This window comes from Cerasicoccus frondis (assembly GCA_031296915.1).
In the GTDB taxonomy this organism is placed as follows: domain Bacteria; phylum Verrucomicrobiota; class Verrucomicrobiia; order Opitutales; family Cerasicoccaceae; genus Cerasicoccus; species Cerasicoccus frondis.
Genome location: JAVDPC010000001.1, coordinates 206,316 through 228,057, shown reverse-complemented (window position 1 = coordinate 228,057; position 21,742 = coordinate 206,316). Strand labels below are relative to the sequence as shown.

Sequence of the window (21,742 nt, the reverse complement as noted above, 5' to 3'; positions counted from 1 at the left end):
CCGCTGAGTGGGAGTCTGGCTACTGCTTTACCTTCACATCCAACTGCGGGAACGGAATATCCGCGCCGCAGCCCTTGATGGCCGCGTAGACCGCGCGGTTCACCTTGAAGCGCGTGGCGTGGTAAATCTTGGTCGGGACCCAGCAGCGGTAGGCGATGTTGACGGATGAGTCCGCAAATTCCTCGATGCCGACCTGGGCGGCGGTCGTTTGACTCACCTCAGGGATGCCCGCCAGGGCCTCGCTAACGGCGGCTATGGCCGCGTCAGGATCGCTTTCGTAGGAAATGCCGATCACGCCCTCAATGATGCGATTCTCGCGCGAATTGACGAAAATTTCGCCCATGATCTGCTTATTCGGGATCGTGATCACCTCGCCGTCCTCGTTTTCGAGCTGGGTGTAGGCTAGGCTGATGTCCTTCACGAGACCATACTGACTTTGGACGGTGAGGGTGTTGCCGACCACGAAAGGCCGCGTCAGGATGATCATGAGGCCAGCGCCGTAGTTGGAAATCGGCGCCTGGAAGGCCAAGGACGCGCCGAATGCGCTGGCCCCAATCAACGCCACGAGCGGCGCGATGTCATAAAATTTGGCGAAGGCGAACAGGCACGCCATCGTCAGGATGAGTAGCTTGACTAAGCCTGCAACAAACTTGGCCAGCGTGATGTCGGTGCCTCGCTTTTCAAAGCGCCGCATCAGGAAGCCATGCAGCCACTTGGCGATGTAGAATCCAATCGCGAGCACGATCAGCGCCGAGGCGATTTTGGCGCCGTTCTCGATGAGAAAAGCGACAACCATTTCGGTTGTCTTGCTGATTTGTTCGATTTCGTTGTCGATGGGTGTAGCCATGGTGATCGCTTTTCGTTGCCAAAGTTTGGTAACTAACTCAACTTTGGCAACGTTGAAGCTATCACTCAAAGTCGAATATGCCCTGCGCGTCCTGGCGCAGTTGGGTCGTTATCACGGGAGCCCTAAGCTGGCGCACATCGAGGACCTCGCCGACGCCGAAGAGGTGCCCTCGAATTACCTCGTGCAAATCTTAAACGAGCTGCGCAACGGTGGCGTGATCACCAGCCGTCGCGGCAAGCAGGGTGGCTATGCGTTGGCCAAAGAACCGGAGACGATCTCGCTTTTCGATGTGATGATGGTCATCGATCCGGGCTTGTTTTCCAATGCGCCATCGCGGGCTGGTCAGTCGGGGCCGCTCGTGGCGGAATCCTTGAATAAGATCGGCGCCGCATTCGAAGCCAGCGCCAAGGAATACACCATCCGCGACCTCATGCCCCGCGACGCCGGACCGATGTATTATATCTAAGCTGCGATTGGTCAGCTGTAACGCGATGATCATCGCCGTCGTCCCTGAGCCCGGAACTTGGGCCTTGTTCGCCGGCGCGATTGCTCTGGGCCTCGTCGTGTGGCAGCGTCGGGGGTGAGTGGGTCGGGGCAAGTAAACATCTGTTTTTCGTTGGGGGGGCTGAAAGCTCAGCGATTATCCCAAAGGTCGTTGTCGTTCAGCCAGTCTCGCAGGATCGAAACTCGCTTCTCCAAAAGATCCCCGAGGTCGGGAAGGTTGGAGCCATTTCCAATTTTGCATTCTGCAGGCTGTCGTCCCTCTTTCATTTCAGGAATGTAGCTATCCCAAGTCTTTAGTAGATCACGGAGAGCTTCACGTGGGTGACATTTTCCATTTTCGGAAACATAGTCTGTAGGGCAATCACCGGCGAACACCCACCATCCGATTTTTCCTTTCACCTTCTTGGATTCAACGCACCAAATTGCAAAATTGGGCGCCATATCGAAAGCAGGCCAAGGCGCTACTTGTGGGTCATCAATTCCCTGAGCCTCTAGATAGCTGATACAGCGATTGCGATTTAGGCTATTCCATTTACTAAATTCTTGATCGGTCATTGCGGTCGAGAGGAGTGTGTTGTTGTTCTGGGCCTACTTTGATCGGTTTGAGATTAAGTGCTCTAAGAAGTCTGAAAAATCTTCGAAGACCTTTGTGACTTCTTCGAACTCTGGTTCGGCGCCATGAACAATGACACCAAAATCCTCCTTCCTGAGTGACGCTGCATAAAACTGATATTCGCCATCTACTGAGAAATAAAATGGAAAGTATTCGCTCCAGAATCTTGTGATCTCAGTGGTCAGGTCTGTATCACCATCAGCAGCTTCTAAGGACATATTTTCCCATTCGTTCCAACTAAATGAGGCGTCGCTTGTTTCTGCAAAGTCAGCTTCACAGAGAAACCATGATTGTTCAGAAGGAGAGACACATTCAGAGATTCCACTTAGGAAATTCTCAATTGGTTTGGGGATCTCCTTGTACCTGTCTGCGACCTCGCCGTCGATAAACCTATTTCTATTTGTCCTCGGACGGATACGCCAACCAAGGGCGCTTAACGATTTATAGGCATCCTCGTAATGCATCTTCTAAGAATTAAATATCTCGTTGTATCAATGAGCTGCGGATCATTTCTCAGTGAGGTTGTTGGATAAAAATTACACTGTTTGAAGTCGGTCAGGGCGTCAAGGTTTGGGTATGCTTTAGCGTGTTTGTTAATGATGGTAGCCGATGGCTAATGCTTTGCATCTGTATGCAGTATTGCAGGAAATTTATCCGCTTAGTCCTGCCCCAACCATCCCCATGGTTCTGCTGCAAACAACCACTTGGCTGTGACCAAACCCTTACTACGTACGTGCGGAAACGTCGGCGATGCTCCGGGGAAGTGTCGGCGACGCTTCGTGCTACAGTCGGCGACTCTTGGTCGCGCAGTCGGCGATACTTAAGCGCCTCGGAGATCGTCTGGCGCGCCGACTTTTACGTTGGAAATACTGTCAGAAATGCTGCGTGGAGGCGACACAAAACGGCCAAATTCAACCCTCTGCCGCAGTTGGTATTTGCTTTGCTGGCTAACTGCGGTTTTTCGCGCGGAATTTTTTCCACATGACAAACATGAACAGCGGGGCGGCCATTAGCGCTGCTGAAACGGCGGGCTCCGGAACCGGAGTAAAATCAAATGTGCCCTCAAAACTGGTCACGTAATCGCGCTCAACTGAGCCTTCACCAAAGAAATCGTCGTTGTAGATGCCATATTCCCAAGCTAATTCATTTAGCGTAAACGAGATTGATATCTGCTCCATCTCCGCTGCGCTTCCGAGGATTGTAGATTCTAGGGCGGAAAAGTAAATGTATCCGCCATCAGCATCAACCGAATTGACTAATAGGGCGTACAGGCGGCCATTATTCCCATCCGTTAGGACGGCGTTGAAGGCGGTCCAATCGGGTTGTTCGCTGCCAACAACGATGGTTGACCCAAGGTCCAACTTATCCAGTGTGCCAAAGCTCAACGAAATGAGTTCCGATAAGTCGGGATCTTCAAAGTAATCAAAATCCATGTCAATATCCACGACTAAATACACCTCAATGTAGTTGGGGTTTAGCATTTCTTCGACAATATCGCCGGCGATTACGGGAATGGTATAGCTCATCTCACGAAAAATACTTAGGCTTAACTTTGAAGATGTAAAGTACGATTAAACGCTTATCATTACGGGTTGGCTTTTTTCGAATTAGTAGCAACAAAAAAACGGCCGAACACATCGTCCGGCCGCTTCTTTAATTTTTTAATTTGCTTACTTTAATCTCAATACACGTCCCGCTGGTAACGCTTGTCTTTTTGGAGCTGCTTGACGGCGGCTGCTGCGTCTTCGGGGGAGAGGCCGCCATGTTGTTGGTAAATCGAGATCAGCGCTTCGTTGACGTCGTGCGCCATGCGGGAGGCGTCGCCGCAGACGTAGAAGTGCGCGCCGTCCTGGAGCCAGGCGTAGACGTCCTTGCCTTCTTCGATCAGGCGCTGTTGCACGTAGATCTTCTCGGGCTGGTCGCGGGAGAACGCCGTGTTGAGCTTGGTCAGGACGCCATCCTTGAGGTAGTCCTGCCACTCGAGCTGGTAAAGGAAGTCGTAGGAGAAACGCTGGTCGCCAAAGAATAGCCAGTTCTTGCCCTTGGCGCCGTCGGCGGCGCGGTCTTCCACAAAGGAGCGGAATGGCGCGATGCCGGTGCCCGGGCCCACCATGATGATCGGCGTGTCGCCGCTGGCGGGCAGCTTGAAGTTCTTGTTGTGGTGCGTGTAAACGGGGAGCGTTTCGCCGATGGCCACGCGGTCAGCGAGGAAGGTCGAGGCAACGCCCTTGCGCTTGCGCCCGTAGGCGTCGTAGCGAACCGCGGCCACCGTGAGGTGGACTTCGTCTGGATGCGCCTTCATGCTGGAGGCGATCGAGTAAAGGCGCGGCGGCATCTTGCGGAGCAGGCCCACGAAATCCTTGGCGGACAGGCCGATCGGGTAGTCCGCGAGAAGGTCGCAGATCTGGCGGCCCCATAGGTAATTTTGCAGCTTTTCCTTGTCGTCGAGAAGGGCAGTGAGCTCGGCGCTTTTGGCCAACTCGTTGTACTTCTTAACGATGTTCTTGGTGAGGCCGGTGATGTCGTAGTACTGCGCGAGCACTTCGTTGAGGGGGCCTTCGCTGCCATCAGGCGCGGCCACGGCGTCGTCCGCCTTGAACTTGCCCGATGCGATCACGTGTTCAACGTCGTCCGGGCAGTTGGTCGGGATGACCGCCAACGCGTCGCCTGCGTCGTAGGTCAGGCCACTGCCGGCGAGGGACATTTCCAGGTGGATGGTTTCCTTGATGGAACCGCGGCCATTGAGGAGCACGCGCTCCAGGAGCTCGGACGGGAAAGGATTCTTCTTGCCGTATTCGATGGCCGGCGCGGCGGGGGCCAGGACGGCGGCGCCATTGGTCGCGGGAGCCGCCGGGGCAGCCAACTCGCTCAAATCGTGGAGTGCGCCATCGAGCCACTTCTTGAACGGGCCCTCGTAGTCGAGGTCGCAATCGGTGCGCGGGTGAAAGCGCTTGGCGCCGAGCTTTTCGAGGCGGGCGTCAAAGTCTTTGCCGGTCTGGCAGAACTTCTCGTAGGCGGTGTCGCCGAGTGCGAGCACGGAGAAGCGGGCGCCTTCGAGCTTGGGGGCCTTGTCGCCCATGACGAACTCGTAGAAGGGGACTGCGCGGTCCGGCGGCTCACCGTCGCCCCAGGTGCTGCAGATGACGAGGAGGTTCTTCTCCTTGGCGAAATCGCCCGTCTTGTAGTCGCCCATGTCGACGATCTTCGCCTTAAAGCCCTTGGCGGCGGCGGCCTTCTTGGCTTCTGCGGCGAGGGTCTCGGCGTTGCCGCTTTCGGTGCCGTAGAGGATCGTCAGCGGGATGCTGGATGGCGCGGCGGGGACTGGCGCGGCTTCGGCGGATGCGCCGCCTGAGGCTTGAGCGCCCGCGAGAAAACCACTCAGCCAAGTGACCTGCGGATCAGTCAGTGTCGGCAGGATTTGGTTAAGGGAATTGCGTTGCGGTTCGCTGAAAGGAGCGTGTGACGGGATTTTCATTGTGCGCAAAACTCATTAGTAAGGCTGCTCCCGCCGTTGAGTTCAAGTATTACTTCGACGTAATTAGCTGGGCTGATGGGCTCCCGCAGGCGCGCTAACGGGGCGTAACGTCAGGCATTACAAGAGTTTGCAGGGACTTGAGCTTAAATTTGCCGCCGCCGTAGAGGCGAAGCTTCGGGGGAATCTTCTCGCGATTGCACCACCATGCCGCGCCGAAACTTATTATGGTCAAAATCAGAGGCGCGAGGAATGCCCACTTGGTCTGTGGCGGGGTTACGTTGTCCAGCAGTTGAATTAATTCAGCAAGCGTCCAGAAGAGAGAGCAGACGCCGATAACCTGAGCGAGCGCTTCGCCGATTGCGAGTTTGAGGCGTCGTTTTTTGAAGTTATTGACCACTCCTGCGGGCATGCGGTGGACGGATAGAAATGTGATTTCAGTCGTTCGATCACCACGGGTAACGTAGCTATACAGAATACCAAAAATTCCAAAGAAAAACATGAACAGCTGATCGCCTTCGCCAGGCTTTTCTTCGTGTCGGGCGACCCATTTCGCCTGGCAAAGCATGCCGCTGCTTTCGGTTGACGTTTCGATATCCGCTGTCCTTTGCGCCACGTCAGCAAATTGACGCAAGGCATGGGGCTTGAAATGAAACTGCTTTGTCAGGCGCTTCATCAACTTGCCGCGGGTAAGCAGCGCTGAATATTCCGCAAAGCGTTCCTCTTCCCGGAGCGCCGCCGCGTCGATGACCTGCTGTGGGAGTTTGGTGGGAAGCTTGGAGGGCGGTTTCATCGTAACTTAAGGTTACGATAAACTATCATTGTTCCACCAGCGGATAGCAAGCCCGCACTGCTTCCGGGATTGGAATGGGGCGGCCGGTCTGGGCGTCGACGTACACCCAGTCCGTCTCGCCACGGGCAATCAGGGCGTCATCGCCCTCACGGTAAAAGTGATACCGGCGCCGTGAGCGCACTTTGGTGGCGTCGCACACCCAGGTTTGCGCACGGATGACATCGCCCTCGCGCGCGGGTTTTAAATACTCGATGTGATGTGAGCGGGCGACCCAGGAACCATCGGCGGCTTCCATCGCCGCGTAGCCGCCACAGGCGCGCGAATGGGCAATCGCCACATCTTGCATCCACTGCACGTAGACGACATTGTTCACGTGCTGCTGGCGGTCGATCATGTCCGCCGTCACGGGAAACTCGTGCGTGAAAACGCCTTCTGGGCTCGGTGTAGGCATCGGGTGCGATTAAAGCTCGTTGCCCTTTGTCTGCGCGCATCCTATCGGACGCAATGTTTTTAACTGCGCCGCCGAGCGATCAGGACAATGAAAGCCGCCAAGCCGCAAAGGACGGCGTAACTCGACTGCTCTGGCACGACCTCGATTTCCAAAGCGGTCCCATGGTAAAAGCCGCCGTAAACATCGACGCCATCGACCACCTGATCCGTGGTCTTGTTCATGAAAATCAACTCGGCTTCATAATCGCCCGCGCTTGCGAAGGGGAAATCGATCAGGCCGGTGGACTGGGCATCGCCGTCGTAGAGGCCGTAGAAGATCAACTGGTAGTCTGAATCGAACAGGGTGAGCAACACGTCGGTCACGGAGCCGCCCGGGTCATTCCAGTCAAAGCTGATTTGGCTCGTGGTGAAGGGGATCGACAGCTTGCCGTCGACAAAGCTGGAACCGGTGACGGAATCCAGAGCGGGAATGGCGTCTGGATAGGCGTCGGCATAGGTCGGGGAAACGCCGATGGCGACTTCTGCAGTGGTTGGCGTCCCGTTGCTCGTAATGGAGTAGGGGCCATTGGGGAAGCTGGCGTCCATGTCGTCCTGCTCCGAGAAAAGCTCGCTGTAAGACCAATTGTTGGCGACGCCGGTCATGGTTTCGGTTTCGGCGCCTCCGGCAACGCTGGGCGCCGCAGTGGCCCCGGTTTCCAGGGCCCCGGAATCAAAAAAGTAGGAGTAGGGTGTCGTGGAGCCGAAATCGCTTTGGAAAAATATTTGCGACTTCAGCGCCCAGGTGGAGTTGTCGTTCATCAGGTCCGCCTGGCTGCAGAGGGGGAGTAGGGCGATCAGCGAGAGGGTGGCGATTCTCATTCGTTTCGATTCTGTTAAGTTGGGATTCAGTAATCGAAATTAATATATTCGGTTCGGAACTGATGCAAGCTCCAAAAGCGAACTCGCAGCGAATACGCTTCGCTTACGGTCTAAAATTTAATCACCAGTTGGCCGGCTAATTGGTTCACGCCGTCCTGAAAATCGGCGAACTGGTGTTGATACTGATACTGGAGCTTGAGGAGCAAGTGGCGGTCAAAACGGTAGCCCACGGCGGCTTCGGCGCGGAGCATGTCGTTGTCCCAGCGCTGCTTGCCAGCGGGCGTGTCGATCTCGTTGTAAAACTGCATGCCATAGCGCAGGGCGCCGTAAAACTTGGGCGTGAACTTGTATTTGCCCTCCACGTAAAAACTATAGATCTGCGCGGGGTCGCTGACGTTGGGCACGTCGAACTCGGAAAACATCGCCTCGGCCCAGACTTGCCACGGTCCGCTGGCCCACGATGCGTCGAGCCCAACCGCGACTTGCTCGTAGTCGCCAATGCTCGTTCCGGGCGGCAGGGTTGATTGGGCGATGTCTTTTAAATATGCGCCAAATGAGCCCGACAGGCCAAAGCTCCATTCGGTGACCGGCGTCCAGCCAAGTCGACCGGTAAAGGTCGGGTCGCTCCAGTCGTAGTCGTCCCAGAGCGAGGGGCGCGAGGAGATGGCGCGGTTGGTGAACGAGGCGGCGAGGTCGAAGTCGCGCCAACTGCCAAAGCCCGCCGCGCCTTGGGTGTAAACCGGCGCCCAGATGATGGGCAGCCAGGTGTGGTTATTGGCGACCACGTTCCGACGATTGGCGAATGCGGTGGCGTTGGGCGGCGCGGCGTCATCGGTGACGCTGGTCGCCTGATAGTAGGGCAGGGGCGGCGAAATGAACGGGTTGTCCCACGAGCTTTGCCGTGGAATGTAGTTGCCGAAGATCGTCGCAAACCGCCCGATGCGCACATCGAGATTGCCCGGCACAATGACGGTGTCGAAGAACAACTCATCGATGCGGACCTGGTTGTCCATGTAGCCGGGGTCGATGCCGTCGTCCCAGCGAAATTTAATCGAGCCGGAGAGACGTTCGCCGAGCCAAGCGTCGGCGGTCAATGTAAGCCGCGGGCTGAAAAGCGTGTGGTCGGTGGGCGGATTGGGGAACACGAAACCAACCGGTTCTTCGTTAAAATAATAGCCCGAAATGTCGATCGACCCGCCACCTTGAATCGCGAAAAATCCGTCTTCAGTTTCGTAGAAGAGATTGTTGCTCAGTTCTTCCAGAGGGTTGACCAAGGCGCTGGCGTAGAATGGTATCAGGGCAACTGTAGTTAGTAGGCTGGCTTTCATTGAAGGTCGATTGGGGGGGCGGATTTATCGCAGCGATGTGGTGTCATGCATTATCTGGCACTAGCTCTATCATAGAGCAAAAGGTAGAAAATGTAGGTGCGATTTCTCTCCACATACACTCATTCTCTGACCAGTCAGATGCGATAACTCTAGGATCATCAGAACTCGTTCGATAATCTAGAGCTATACCTAGATCGTCACCGATGGATCTATTGACTGCGATCATAATCGACTTTTCGACATCAATCCAAGGCAAGTCGCGAACGTCTGAAAATGCTGAGCCTCGATATTCATGAAAAAAGCAGCTTTCTGTTTCATTATTATCCATCAGTGGACCGCTATTAAAATCCATCTGTTCTTTCGAATACAAGAAATCGATCGGCTCACCTAGAAATGGAACCAACTCTTTCAACTTATCGTCGCCTGGATGCTTCCACGCACCTTTTGAAATCAGATAAAGCAGTTGGGACGGCAGCTTGAGTGATTCCTCATTCATTATGATCAATCCACGGAAATGACTTTGAACACAGGCACGGGGTCTTTAAAACCTTTGAGCTGCACGCTGTCAATTTTCTCTACCACGGCAGTTTTGGGCAGGCGGTTGCGGATGGCTTGGTCGATGATGACTTCGCCGGGGCCGGCCTTGGAGCAGAGGCGGGCGGCGAGGTTTACGCGGTCGCCCAGCACGGTGTAATTCCGCCGTCGCTCGGAGCCCATGTAGCCGGCCACGACTTCGCCCGCGCCGATGCCGACGCCGATGTTGATCGGGCGCGCGACGTCGTCGTTGAGCTGCTTGCGCATCGCGCACATGGCGAGGCCGCAGCGCACGGCGTTCACCCAGTCATCACCGTAGGCGTGGGGCGCGCCGAAGAGCACCATGATCTCGTCGCCCACGTATTTATCGACAACGCCGTTGTGCTCTTGAGCCAGGTCGGCCATGACGCCCATGTGCGCGTTGACGAGGTCAACGACATCGCACGGGTTCATGCCATCGGTCAGCGGCGTGAACCCGCGGATGTCGCAAAAGAGCGTCGCCACTTCGCGCATTTCACCGCCGAGCTCGATCTTGCCTTCGAGCATTTCTTTGGCGACGGCGGGGTCGGTGACCATGTTGAGCGCCTGGTGAATTTTCTCCTTCTGCGCGAGCTCGCTGGCGGCGCTTTTGATGGTCGTGGAAAGCTGGCCCAACTCGTCGTTGCCGGGTGGTGGGCTGACGTCGAAATCGCCATGCCCGATCTGCCGCATAACGCCAACGAGTTTCTCGATGCGATGGGCGAAGCTTTGCGATACAAAGTAACTCAGCGCGAGGCCGAAGAGCAGCGCCGCGCCGAGGAACCAGACCGCAAGCTGACGAATGCGCTCCACCAGCGCTTCCAGACCCGCGAGCGAATAGAGCTGCACGCGCCAGGCGCCGGGCATGCCTTCGGTGGATTGCAGTTGGTAGGCGAAGACCAGGTAGTTCACGCCGCTGAGGCGGTATTCGGGCAAGTCGCCCTCGCGGCGGTTCTCAATGATGCGCGCGATGTCCGGGTCGGCATTGTCGGGAATGGACTGCGAGAAGAGATGCCCGTCGGCGAATATGCCGCTCTCAATCGTGGCGCTGTCGGTGTCGAGCATGTCGCTGCCGAGGTGTTGGCCGAGCACAATCCAGCCGACAAAATTGTGCTCCGCGATCTCGCCGCCCAGGTAAACCGGCGCGACGAGCAGCTCGTAAAGGCTAGGCTCACTGGCGGTGGGAAAACTGACGTAGCCGAGGCTGAAATAGTGGTCCAGGTCGGCATCCTCTGGCGGCATGACGAGACAGGGCGCAAGCAACTCCGCCACCGTTGCTTCGCTGACTCCGTTTACGGCGCCGGCGTTCATCTCAGGTGGAATCTGCATGACGCCCTCGGCGTTAAACAGTCGGAAAAACGCGCCCGTCATGCCGCCGGAATCCGAGCGCAGGGACGACTCCAGCTCCACGCTGAAGTCCAGGTAAGCGCGGTCAGCGGCGCCGGACATGAGGGCGGCTTGCGGGCGCACGGCGTACTGCGAGGCGCTGATGATGTCTTGCTCCAGCTTGCCGCGGCGGAGGTTAAATTGCTTTTCGAACGACTTGATCTGGTCGTTGAACCGCTCTGTGACAAACTCGCGGTAAGCGGCGTTGAAGCGCGCCTGCACAAGCGTAATCAGCCCAAGCGTCACCACGGCCACAATGCCGAGAATGGCCACCGTCAGCCGAAAGCTGAAGCGATGCCAGAGCGGCGGGCGGGAGAGGGTGGCGTCGGCGGGCATGCGAGTTTACGGCGCGACGGGCTCAACGGTCAGGGGTTCATCGCCAGCGGGCACGGTGATTGGCTGGCGGCTGCTTTTGCCCGGTCCGTACCAGACCACGAGCTCGTAATTGCCTGCGGGCGCGTTGGGCAGCGTGAATTTCCCCTCGCTGTCGGCAATGGCGAATACCGGCGTGTCGAGCACGAGAATCGTTGACCGCATGTGGCGGTGGATCTCGCAGAAAACAGCGATCTCCCCCGGCTTTTCAAAGACCACGGTGCCGGGCTCCTCGCCCTTGCGATAGCGGCCGAGATCGAAACTTTTTTCCGGCGAATAAGAAAAGACATTGTGGAACGTTTCGTCCTCATTGGGAAAGACGACCATCGCGCCCTTGGCGACCGGCATCACGCTGACCTCAAACTGCAACCCGCGCTGGATCAGCTCGCCGGACTTCGGCGCGTTGTCCCACAACTCCTGCGGGAACTCGCCCTCCAGGTAAACCACGGCTTGCGGCTCCGGCGGCGGGGCCACGGGCTCGGATGCGCCGCGCTGGTAGCGGTTGGCGGAGCGCTTGGCGCCGGGCAGCTCATCCACATCGATAACCCCCGTCACCGTGGCGGCGTGGGCGTGCATCGCGAGCAGGCAGGCGAGGGGGAGCAGCAAATGTTTCATGGCATTGATTTTAACGAAATAGAACGGGAGGACGCGTCGTTAATGCCGCACAATGTGGTCAAAATTGCGCCTGACGGCAATACCTGGTTCGCAGGAATGTTCGGCGCGTCGGCGCCCGTCTTCTGCTTGGACCCCAACGCTCAACGGACAGCGCAGACTCAAATGCACCCCAGTTCGTAAAGCCTGGCCAATAGACATTTGACACGCCGTCGCTGGCCGATTCGATCTGCCTACGGTGGAATCTACTATACATTTTCGTGTCTTGAGGACTATGGCGGCGCTCGTATTGGCGTTGACGGCAACCCCGATGTGGGCCGCAGATGCTGCGCCCGACCAGGATCAAAGCTGGATGCCGCCAGCGGCGCGCAACGATACCCAATACGACTGGATCGAGCTCAAGTCCGGCGAATGGCTCAAGGGCACGTTTTCCCACATGTATGAGGATTCGGTGGAGTTCGACAGCGACGTGCTGGACGACTTGACCATCGACTGGGACGACATCAAGCAAATCCGTTTTCATCAGCCGATGGGCGTGCGACTGGACAATCGCACCGTGCACTACGGAAAAGTCGAGATGGTCGACGGCGTCATCACGTTTGAAGAATCCGGCGAAACGGCGCCGCGCGACCAGGTGGTCTCCATCATCCCGCTCTATCACAAGGAGATCGACCGCTGGGAACTGGAGGCCAAGCTCGGGCTCGATTTCCAATCCGGCAACACCGACGAAACCCGCTACACTGCTACGATCAACGCCGAGCGCCGCACTGTGAGCACGCGTCTGAACCTGGATTACATCGGCAACTACACCAAGACCGATGGCGTTGAGTCCGCCAATAACCATCGCGCAGGCTCCAACTTCGACTACTTCTTTGATGAGCGCATGTTTATCCGCGTGATCGATATCGAGTATTACCGCGATAAATTTCAAAACATCGACACGCAGTTGACCGTCGGCGCCGGCATCGGTTACAAGGTCATCGACACCAAGAATCTGGACTGGGAAATCCAGGCCGGACCCGCTTACCAATATACGGAGTTCTCTCAGGTGCAGGCGGGCACCGGGAAAACCGCGCAAAGTCCGGCGGCCATCTTTTCTTCGAGCCTGGACTACGACATCACCGACGACCTTGAATACAAGCTCTCCTACCAGGGCGTTTTGACCAATGAAGAATCCGGCCTGTTCACCCAGCACATTGTCACCTCGCTGGATTATTCGCTCACCAGCATCTTCGACGTCTTTGTCATGCTTCAACTGGACCGCGTGCAGGACCCGCGTCAGCGCAGTGATGGCTCCACGCCGAAGAAAAACGACATTACGCTGTCCTTTGGCCTCGGGGTGGACTTGTAACGCCCCACTGGCGCCGCCGAATTTTTTTTGAAAAAATTTTCCCAGGCAGGGATTTGAGGCGCATTTGAGGCCAAAATACTTGTGGCTAAGCACGAGTGAAAGCCACTGAGTATTAGCCAGAGCCAGTGGCTAATAATTTTCGGCGCCAAAATCCCCGCGAAGGCGGCTCAAAGCAGCCAACTGAGCCAATCAAGCCAACTGAAGCAACTGAGCCAACTGAGCCATTTACGGATTCGGGAGTCTGCGGTATAATGATGAGCATAGTCAGGAAAGCTCCTGAATGTGAACCTCCCACCATCTATAAAACTCTATCGACTCATGAAAACCACATCCCCCCATCCCTCCGTTAAACGCCGCCAGGTCCTGGACGACACGCAATATTTTTGCTCGCCTCACGCCTCTGCGCATGGCCATGTTAATCCCGCTATGGCTTTAGAAAACACCCGAAAGCATTCCTCCATCGTTGTTGACGGCACTGATCGCGCCGCCGCACGCGCTATGCTGCGCGCCGTTGGCTTCGACGATGAGGACTTTAAGAAGCCGCAGGTTGCGGTGGCCAGCTCGCCCAGCGACATGACCCCCTGCAATGTTCACCTCGGCGAACTCTCCGACCACGCCCGCAAGGGGATCGACGCAGCTGGCGGCAAAGCCGTCTCCTTCAACACCATCACCGTCACCGACGGGATCAGCATGGGCACGAAGGGCATGCGCTACTCGCTCGTCTCGCGCGATGTGATTGCGGACTCCATTGAAACCGCCTGCGCGGCGGAAGGCTTTGACGGCCTTGTGGCCATCGGCGGCTGCGATAAGAACATGCCCGGCTGCATGATCGCCATTGCGCGCCTAAACCGCCCGGCAGTCTTTGTTTATGGCGGCACCATTCTCCCGGGCTTCCTGCCCTCCGACGAAAAGGAGTGCAACCCGATGGACGTCGTTTCCGTGTTCGAAGCCGTGGGTAAGCACGCCAAGGGCGAGCTGACTGACGAGCAACTGAAGGAAGTTGAAAAATACGCCATCCCTGGCCCGGGTTCCTGCGGCGGCATGTATACGGCCAACACCATGGCCAGCGCCATCGAAGCCCTCGGCATGAGCCTCCCCGGCAGCAGCGCCCAAGTCGCCGTCGGCGAAGCCAAACGCAAGGACTGCGAAAACGCTGGCGCCGCTGTTTGCAACATGCTCGCCAAGGGCATCAAGCCGCGCGACATCATGACGCGTGACGCGTTCATTAACTCGATCACCACCTGCCTCGCGCTCGGCGGCTCGACGAATTTAATTCTCCACATGCTCGCCATCGCCCACAGCGCCGAGGTCGAGCTGTCCATCGACGACTTCAAGGAAATCGGCGAACGCATCCCGCTGCTCGCCGACATGAAGCCCTACGGCAAATACAGCATGAGCCACCTGATCCGCATCGGCGGCATCCGCCCGATGATGAAGATGCTGCTCGACCGCGGCCTCCTCAACGGCGATTGCCTGACCGTGACCGGCGAGACCGTGGCCGAAAGCCTCAAGGACGTGAAACCTTACGGCGCTTACCCGTCTGAGCAGGACATCGTCCGCCCGTGGGATCAGCCGATGAAGTCCACCACGCACCTGCGCATCCTGCGCGGCAATCTTTGCCCCGGCGGCGCGGTGGGCAAAATCACCGGTAAGGAAGGCACGTATTTCAAGGGCGTGGCCAAGGTTTACGAAGGCGAAGAAGAAGCGCTGGTTGGCATCTTGAAGGGCGACGTTGTCAGCGGCGACGTGGTCGTGATCCGCAACGAAGGCCCCGTTGGCGGCCCCGGCATGCGCGAAATGCTTTCCCCGACTTCCGCTGTGGCCGGTCGCGGGCTGATCAAGGAAGTCGCGCTCATCACTGACGGACGTTTCTCCGGCGGCAGCCATGGTTTTGACGTGGGTCACATCACGCCGGAAGCCGCGAAGGGCGGCCCAATCGGCATTGTGAAGAACGGCGACATCATCGAGATCGACGCCGTGAAGAATCAGATGAACCTCCTCATCGACGACGCGGAATACGACGCCCGCATGGCCGCCTACACTCCCCCCCCTCCCAGCGAGACGCGCGGTGTGTTGGCCAAGTATGCGAAGCTCGTCGCCACCGCCTCCGAAGGCGCCGTAACCGACAAAAACCTGTAAGCTTTTAAATTAACCACGAAGGACACGAAGAGCACGAAGCCGAAAGGTTGGCTTTGACCTCACGCCAAGACCCGAAGACCCAAAGTTTTTAATTTCCTTTGCGCCTTCGCGAGAACAACAACTTTGCCTCTTCGCTTTCCGGTCTTCCCGATCTTCCTGTTTAAATCAAGTTCGCTGGCTTCGCGTTCTTCGTGTCCTTCGTGGTTTAAAAAATCCTGATCCAATGAGTAACGAAAATTTCATCTGGGGCGTCGCGACAGCCGCCCACCAAATCGAAGGCGCCTGGCTGGAAGGCGGCAAAGGCCTCAACACGTGGGATGTGTTTTCGCACACCCCGGGCAAGATCGCCAATGGCGACACCTCGGCCGTGGCCTGCGACCACTACCATCGCTACGAGGAGGACATCGAGCTAATGGCCCAGCTTGGCGTGAAAGGCTACCGCTTTTCCATCGCCTGGTCGCGCATCCTCCCCCAAGGCAAGGGCGCGGTGAACGAAGAGGGCATCGCGTTTTACAACAAGCTGATCGACGGCCTGCTCGCCAAGGGCATTACGCCGTTCATCACGCTTTACCACTGGGACCTCCCCGCCACGCTTCAGTTTGAAGACGATGGCTGGCTGAGCTACTCGACCGCCGAATACTTTGCCGAATACGCCGACGTCTGCTTCAAGGCCTTTGGCGACCGCGTGAAGCATTGGATGACCTTTAACGAAAACTGGTGCTCCGCGGTCCTCGGCCATGGCATCGGCTGCTTTGCGCCAGGGCGTGTTTCCCGCACCGAGCCCTATATCGCGGCGCACAACCTGTGCCTCGCGCACGGCCTCGCGGTGCAGAAGTTCCGCCAGGGCGGCGATTGGGGCGTGATCGGCATTGCCAACAATTGCGACTTCCGCGCACCGCTCACCGACAAGCCCGAAGACATCGCCGCCGCGCAAGAGGCGTTGGAGTTTTTCTTTGGTTGGTTGACTGATCCCGTCGTCTTCGGCGAATACCCGGCGATCATGGTGGAGCGCCTCGGCGACCGCTTGCCGAAGTTCACCCCCGAGCAAAAAGCAATGCTCAAGGGATCGTGCGACTTCCTCGGCCTCAACCACTACACGACGCACTACGCCTCCCGCGAAAAGCCTACAGCGAACCTGGTTGGCGGTGACGAAGGCAATGGCGGCATCGACGAGGATCAGCAGGTTTTCCTGAGCCGAGATCCCGACTGGCTGCAAACCAGCAACGGCTGGTTCGTCGTGCCGTGGGGCATTCGCAAGATGCTCAACTGGGTTTACGACCGCTACAACCAACTGCCGATTTACGTGACCGAGAACGGTTGCTGCGTTGCTGACAACGACGAGAAATCGGCGATCAGCGACAGCTTTCGCGCGGACTTTATCCGCGGCTACACTGAAGCCGTCGTGCAGGCGCGCGAGGAAGATGGCGTCGACGTGCGCGGCTACTTCGGCTGGACGCTCATGGACAACTTCGAGTGGGCCAAGGGCTACGAAATGCGCTTTGGCATGATCTTCTGCAACTTCGACACCCTGGAGCGCACGCCCAAGGAATCCTATTACGCCTACCAGGAGATCATCCGCAACAGTTGACCTCCCCCCCGGAGCGCGTCACGGCCACCCCGTGAAACCGATTGCAAAATCTTTATCGTGACGCGCTTCAGCCCATCTACACGTTAGCTTGATTGAGGGGCAATGTCAGTGAGCATTGCCCTTGCATCCCCCCATCATGAAAAAGCGTTCCCAACTCTACGCCGCCATTGCCGACAAGCTGGCTGCGACCTGTGACACAACGATCGACCCTGAAGGGCGCCAGCATGGCGACCCCGCCGCCCATGGCCCGCTGTGGGATGGCACCGTCTATTATTGCATTGGCGAAATGATGCGCGTGCGCGGGGTCCCCCCCCACGAGATTCAGGGGCGCGATTATGTGGCGATTGCGCAGGCGCTCATCTCGCGTTGGGAAGCGTTGGATGCGCTGAAGGGCTGCTTTGCCGCCATGGGCCTGGCGATGCTGGGTCCGGATGGCCCGGAGCATCCGATCCTCGGCGGATTGTCCGCCGAACAGCGGGCCAAGGTCGAGCAGACGCTCCGCGTGACCCAGGAGTTTCCACACAATTGGGAAGTCTTCAATGCAAGCCTGCGCGTGGCGCGGCACATCCTCTGGGGCGATGATCCCGCGCTGGCTTTACCGCATCTGCGCAAGCTCGTGAAGAAGTACGAGGAGTCCGGCTATTTCGACGATTCCGCCGCCAGCGGGGATTACAACAACTACGGCTTGATGACGATTAACTTCGCGCTGCGCCTGTCGGAGTTCCTCCCCCCCCACCATGCAGTGCGCGAAGAGATTGAGGCGCTCTTTCGTCCGCATGCATTGCGTTACTTCGAGTTGCTCAAGCTGTTCATCGGCCCGCGTGGGGAAGGGTGGTTCTTTGGTCGCAGCTCGGGCGTGCTGGGCCAGATGCAATGCCTGTCGTATCTGGAGCAATTGCTGAGCAAGGGCTGGTTTTCGGCTGATGACGCCGCTTGGGCGCGCCGCGCCTGCCGTTCGCTTTTGCAGTACATGGAAGATGTTTTTTGGGACGAGGAAGGGCAGTGGTTTTTGTTTCGCGACGATCATCGCCAGTGCTACGTCTACCGCACCACGCTCCCCATGAACTGGGATCTGTGGCGCTACTTCCTGCAGCTCGAAGCCTACGCCAAACTCGACGAAGAGCTGCCCCAGGATGCCCCCCCCAGCGTGCCCTGTGAGCCCGTGTGCCAAGAGGTCATTACCAATGCCGAGCGCCACACGACTTACCTCGTTTGGAGCGATGGCGAGATCAAGTGGCAAATGCCAGTTATGGGCGGCCCCAAGGTCATGGCGGGTGACAATTTGCCGCGGCCTTACCTCCCCGGTCTCTTCGAATGGGTGACTGGCATGGACGTCGTCCCCGCGCTTTGTCCGGAGTTCGTGTTCGACGGCGTGAAGGGCTGGCCTGCCTGGTGGCCTGCCTCGACCAAGCTGACTGCCGATGGCGATAACTGGCGCTACGTTGTGGAGTATCCATCGCTCTGCAACGCCGATGGCGAGGCGTTGAGCTGGCCCATCGCGATCACGGCTGAATACCATTTCGGTAAAGGCTTTTTCGAGCGCATTGACCACATCCATGTTCGCGATGATTTGACGCTGGACTCCATGCGCATCGAGGTTTTGCAAGGTGCGCCGCACCCGAAGTCGAGGCGTTACCCGACGGTCTATCCGCTTAACTCTGCGATGCAAAGTAACTTGCCTGGAGTCGCAACGAGCGAAGTCGATGTTTCAGCCGATCCGCGTTACCGCAACTACTATGCGCATCCGACCAAGAGCTACGTGCTCAGCGGTAAGGGTGTTGTGTTGGCGCCTGGTGAATACGAGCTGCGCACGCTAATTCGCTGGTAGCAAGATGGTGAGCGAAAATGTCAACTGAATGATCGTTGGCGTTATTCCACTGTGCGCCATAATCTGTTAGATTAAGGCATGCCCAAGAAATCCCCAGTGAAGAAATCGACCGCCAAGAAACGCTACGCCATCGTTGGAACAGGCAGTCGCTCATTCATGTTTGCTGAAGCGTTGCTGCGCACTTACCAGAGCACGAGCACGCTGGTCGCCATCTGCGATCTCAATGCGCAGCGTATGGCTTACCACAATAAGCGATACGTCGAAGAGTGGGGCTGCAAGCCCGTTAAAGCCTACGAATCAGCGGATTTCGATCAAATGATCGCCAAGGAAAGGCCGGATGTTGTCATTGTCACGACAATGGACCGGACGCATCATTTGTACATCATCCGCGCCATGGAGTTCGGCTGCGACGTCATCACCGAAAAGCCGATGACGACCGACGCTGAAAAATGCCAGGCGATCATCGATGCCGCCAAACGCACGGGGCGCAATGTGCGGGTGACGTTTAATTATCGCTATGCGCCATCGCGCAGTAAAGTGAAGGAACTGATCCAGTCCGGCGTGATCGGCGATGTCAAGTCGGTGCATTTTGAATGGCTGCTCGATACACGTCATGGCGCGGATTATTTCCGTCGTTGGCATCGTGATAAACGCAACTCCGGCGGCTTGATGGTTCATAAAGCGACGCATCACTTTGACTTGGTTAACTGGTGGTTGGGCAGCGAGCCGAAGGTCGTATTTGGGCTGGGACAACTCGGCTTTTATGGCCGAGCCAACGGCGAGAAATACGGTAACTACCGTCCATATTATCGCGCCAGTGGGTCGGAAGCGGCAAAGGATGATCCCTTCGCCAAGACAATGGATGACCACGCAAACTTGAAGGGACTGTATCTGGACGCCGAGCATCTCGACGGCTACATCCGCGACCAGAATGTCTTCGGCGACGGCATCAGTATAGAGGACACGATGAACGTGAATGTTCTCTACCAAAATGGCGCTCAGATGTCTTACTCGCTGACTGCCTTTTCGCCTTGGGAAGGCTACCGGGTCGCGTTCAATGGCACGAAGGGGCGCATTGAATTGGATGAGCTGGAGAGCTCTTACATCAGCGCGGGAGACAGCCATATTTCCGACGGCTGCACGCACAGCACGCGCCTTACGTTGATGCCTTTGTGGGAGAAACCCACCCATGTTGAGTTTCCCCAGGGCGAGGGTGGTCATGGCGGCGGCGACATTAATTTATTGGCGGATTTGTTCGCCCCTCAAAAGAGCAAGGACCCGCTGGGCCGCGCGGCTGGATTCCGCGATGGCGCGATGTCGATCCTGACAGGCATTGCCGCGAACCAGTCCTTCGCGACAGGGCAGGCAGTGCAGGTGAAAGACTTGGTGCAATTGGACTAGAGCACTTTTCATCTAGATTGGCCGATTCAGGTGGGGTAGAGATTGGATGCAGCGCAAGGCGGCTTTGATTGAGCGGGCTGGAAGCCCGTGATTGAAATGCCAACGCCGCGAACTTCCAATCTGGCCCCAAGCCCAAAACCGAGTGCTTTTCCGCGCCAGCGTTGTTGGCTTTTCGCTCACAGGCTTCCAGCCTGCGACGCTCAAGCCGCCTTGCTGAACACGAAAAATCACTGCGGCCTGAATCGGCCAATCTAGATGAAAAGTGCTCTAGCCAAGCTGGCTTGCAATGTGCTTGTGGGGAGCGCAGTTAGGCGACAAGCTGGCTACGCTACTTCATGCACGTTACCGGAAATAAAAAGTTGGGCCTTTTCATGGCCACGATGCTGGTCACCGTCAATATGGTGGGCACGGGTATTTTCCTGCTGCCGGTCACGATGGCCAGTGTGGGCAGTATTTCGATCTGGGGCTGGCTGGTGGCGGCGGTAGGCGCGGGCGCGTTGGGGCTGATGTTTGCCTACCTTGGCGCCACCGATCCTCAGCCAGGCGGTCCCTATGCCTATGCGCGTTCAACTTTTGGGCCATACCTTGGTTTTCAGACAAACTACGTTTACTGGACCGCAAATCTGGTTGGCAACATTGCCGTCGCAACGACCGTTACGAGTTACTTTACGGAGTTCATTCCCGTGCTCAAGTCACAGTGGATGGGGGCGGGATTTACGATTATCCTGATCTGGCTCGCGACCGCCTGTAACATTATTGGGCCGCGCTGCGTGGGCATTGTAACTGGTTGGACAACGGCTATCGCCATCATCCCCCTAACGGCGGTTGCAGTCTGCGGGTGGTATTGGTTCGAGCCTAAAATCTTCCTGGAGGGATGGAACCCCAACCACATCAGTAACATGGATGCGCTGGCGACGAGCGCGACGTTTGGCCTGTGGGCTTTCATTGGCATCGAGAGCGCATCGGTGGCGTCGGGCGTCATTGAGAATCCGAAAAAGAATGTCCCGCTGGCGACCTTACTGGGGCTCTTGATCGCCACGGCGCTTTACGTGAGCACTTGCACGGTTTTGATGGGTATTATTCCCGCCGAGCAGTTAGCCAAAAGCGATGCTCCATTCAGCATCGCGGTCAAGCAGGCAATTGGTCCGATTGGGGCGATGGTGATCGGTGTCGCCGCCATTTTAAAGGCGGGCGGGTCCTTGGTTGGCTGGACTTTGACCATCGCGCAATCGGCGGAATCCGCCGCCAAAGACGGGATCTTTCCCGGCATTTACGGGCGACCCAATCGCTTTGGCGTGCCGGTCTGGAACTTCATTATCTCTGCGGCGTTGATGAGCGTCATCGTGCTCTTAACGGCTTCGCCTTCCCTGACTCAGCAGTTTAACAAGATCATCGACACCGCTATTATTTTAACGCTCTTGCCGTATCTCTACTCGGCGGTTTCGTTCATGGCGAGCTGCCGGAATCGTGAGTTTAAGGGGTGGCGCGGCGTCGGCGCGTGGTTGGTCACCATACTCGCGATGAGCTATTGTCTGTTTGCCTTGGTCGGCTCAGAGAATGAGCTGGTGCACGATGCGATGTTCCTGCTGTTCCTCAGCGTGCCGATTTACTTGGCGTTCCTACCGCGTAAGGGGTGCTAAAAAACACT

At 57.2% G+C, this 21,742-nt stretch carries 20 protein-coding genes; 8 read left to right on the top strand and 12 right to left on the bottom strand.

Going from position 1 to position 21,742, the window contains the following annotated elements:
* Positions 1 to 19: 19 nt before the first annotated feature.
* Complete coding sequence (locus RBB63_RS00985; protein ID WP_309380189.1) at positions 20 to 847, bottom strand: mechanosensitive ion channel family protein; 828 nt, start codon at positions 845 to 847, stop codon at positions 20 to 22.
* 52 nt (positions 848 to 899) lie between these two features.
* Between RBB63_RS00985 and RBB63_RS00980 the strand changes: the two genes are divergently transcribed.
* Positions 900 to 1,313, top strand: coding sequence for an RrF2 family transcriptional regulator (locus tag RBB63_RS00980; protein ID WP_309380187.1), 414 nt, complete (start codon positions 900 to 902; stop codon positions 1,311 to 1,313).
* Positions 1,314 to 1,338: 25 nt separating this feature from the next.
* Complete coding sequence (locus tag RBB63_RS23620; protein WP_425503857.1) at positions 1,339 to 1,431, top strand: PEP-CTERM sorting domain-containing protein; 93 nt, start codon at positions 1,339 to 1,341, stop codon at positions 1,429 to 1,431.
* 49 nt (positions 1,432 to 1,480) lie between these two features.
* Here the strand turns inward: RBB63_RS23620 and RBB63_RS00975 are convergent, their stop codons facing one another.
* From RBB63_RS00975 to RBB63_RS00925, 11 genes are all read right to left on the bottom strand, one after another.
* Positions 1,481 to 1,906 carry a DUF4826 family protein gene (locus tag RBB63_RS00975; RefSeq protein WP_309380185.1) on the bottom strand — a complete coding sequence of 142 codons (426 nt, stop codon included), beginning with the start codon at positions 1,904 to 1,906 and terminating at the stop codon, positions 1,481 to 1,483.
* Positions 1,907 to 1,939: 33 nt separating this feature from the next.
* Positions 1,940 to 2,428: an SMI1/KNR4 family protein gene (locus RBB63_RS00970; RefSeq protein ID WP_309380183.1), complete on the bottom strand. Its 489-nt coding sequence runs from the start codon at positions 2,426 to 2,428 to the stop codon at positions 1,940 to 1,942.
* 483 nt (positions 2,429 to 2,911) lie between these two features.
* Positions 2,912 to 3,490 carry a hypothetical protein gene (locus RBB63_RS00965; RefSeq protein WP_309380181.1) on the bottom strand — a complete coding sequence of 193 codons (579 nt, stop codon included), beginning with the start codon at positions 3,488 to 3,490 and terminating at the stop codon, positions 2,912 to 2,914.
* Between the two features lie 155 nt (positions 3,491 to 3,645).
* The gene (locus RBB63_RS00960) at positions 3,646 to 5,439 is read right to left on the bottom strand and encodes an assimilatory sulfite reductase (NADPH) flavoprotein subunit (protein WP_309380179.1); all 1,794 of its coding nucleotides are present in this window, start codon (positions 5,437 to 5,439) and stop codon (positions 3,646 to 3,648) included.
* Positions 5,440 to 5,533: 94 nt separating this feature from the next.
* Positions 5,534 to 6,229: a hypothetical protein gene (locus RBB63_RS00955; RefSeq protein WP_309380177.1), complete on the bottom strand. Its 696-nt coding sequence runs from the start codon at positions 6,227 to 6,229 to the stop codon at positions 5,534 to 5,536.
* Positions 6,230 to 6,254: 25 nt separating this feature from the next.
* Positions 6,255 to 6,680 carry an acyl-CoA thioesterase gene (locus RBB63_RS00950; RefSeq protein WP_309380175.1) on the bottom strand — a complete coding sequence of 142 codons (426 nt, stop codon included), beginning with the start codon at positions 6,678 to 6,680 and terminating at the stop codon, positions 6,255 to 6,257.
* Positions 6,681 to 6,739: 59 nt separating this feature from the next.
* On the bottom strand, positions 6,740 to 7,537 hold the full coding sequence (locus RBB63_RS00945) for a hypothetical protein (RefSeq protein WP_309380173.1): 798 nt from the start codon (positions 7,535 to 7,537) through the stop codon (positions 6,740 to 6,742).
* Between the two features lie 110 nt (positions 7,538 to 7,647).
* Positions 7,648 to 8,865 carry a hypothetical protein gene (locus RBB63_RS00940; RefSeq protein WP_309380171.1) on the bottom strand — a complete coding sequence of 406 codons (1,218 nt, stop codon included), beginning with the start codon at positions 8,863 to 8,865 and terminating at the stop codon, positions 7,648 to 7,650.
* Positions 8,866 to 8,908: 43 nt separating this feature from the next.
* Positions 8,909 to 9,361: a hypothetical protein gene (locus RBB63_RS00935; protein ID WP_309380169.1), complete on the bottom strand. Its 453-nt coding sequence runs from the start codon at positions 9,359 to 9,361 to the stop codon at positions 8,909 to 8,911.
* Between the two features lie 5 nt (positions 9,362 to 9,366).
* Positions 9,367 to 11,139 carry an adenylate/guanylate cyclase domain-containing protein gene (locus tag RBB63_RS00930; RefSeq protein ID WP_309380168.1) on the bottom strand — a complete coding sequence of 591 codons (1,773 nt, stop codon included), beginning with the start codon at positions 11,137 to 11,139 and terminating at the stop codon, positions 9,367 to 9,369.
* Between the two features lie 6 nt (positions 11,140 to 11,145).
* Entirely contained in the window at positions 11,146 to 11,790 is a 645-nt protein-coding gene (locus RBB63_RS00925) for a hypothetical protein (RefSeq protein WP_309380166.1), read from the bottom strand.
* 271 nt (positions 11,791 to 12,061) lie between these two features.
* Between RBB63_RS00925 and RBB63_RS00920 the strand changes: the two genes are divergently transcribed.
* From RBB63_RS00920 to RBB63_RS00895, 6 genes are all read left to right on the top strand, one after another.
* On the top strand, positions 12,062 to 13,138 hold the full coding sequence (locus tag RBB63_RS00920; protein WP_309380164.1) for a DUF481 domain-containing protein: 1,077 nt from the start codon (positions 12,062 to 12,064) through the stop codon (positions 13,136 to 13,138).
* Between the two features lie 426 nt (positions 13,139 to 13,564).
* Positions 13,565 to 15,277, top strand: coding sequence for a dihydroxy-acid dehydratase (gene ilvD, locus RBB63_RS00915; protein ID WP_343219109.1), 1,713 nt, complete (start codon positions 13,565 to 13,567; stop codon positions 15,275 to 15,277).
* A gap of 223 nt (positions 15,278 to 15,500) precedes the next feature.
* Positions 15,501 to 16,865 (top strand): GH1 family beta-glucosidase, encoded by a 1,365-nt coding sequence (locus tag RBB63_RS00910; protein ID WP_309380159.1) that lies wholly within the window; start codon positions 15,501 to 15,503, stop codon positions 16,863 to 16,865.
* Between the two features lie 136 nt (positions 16,866 to 17,001).
* Positions 17,002 to 18,693, top strand: coding sequence for a hypothetical protein (locus RBB63_RS00905; protein WP_309380157.1), 1,692 nt, complete (start codon positions 17,002 to 17,004; stop codon positions 18,691 to 18,693).
* A gap of 78 nt (positions 18,694 to 18,771) precedes the next feature.
* Positions 18,772 to 20,094, top strand: a complete 1,323-nt coding sequence (locus tag RBB63_RS00900) for a Gfo/Idh/MocA family oxidoreductase (protein WP_309380156.1) — start codon at positions 18,772 to 18,774, stop codon at positions 20,092 to 20,094.
* A 371-nt stretch (positions 20,095 to 20,465) separates the two neighbouring features.
* Complete coding sequence (locus RBB63_RS00895; RefSeq protein WP_309380154.1) at positions 20,466 to 21,734, top strand: amino acid permease; 1,269 nt, start codon at positions 20,466 to 20,468, stop codon at positions 21,732 to 21,734.
* Positions 21,735 to 21,742: the final 8 nt, after the last annotated feature.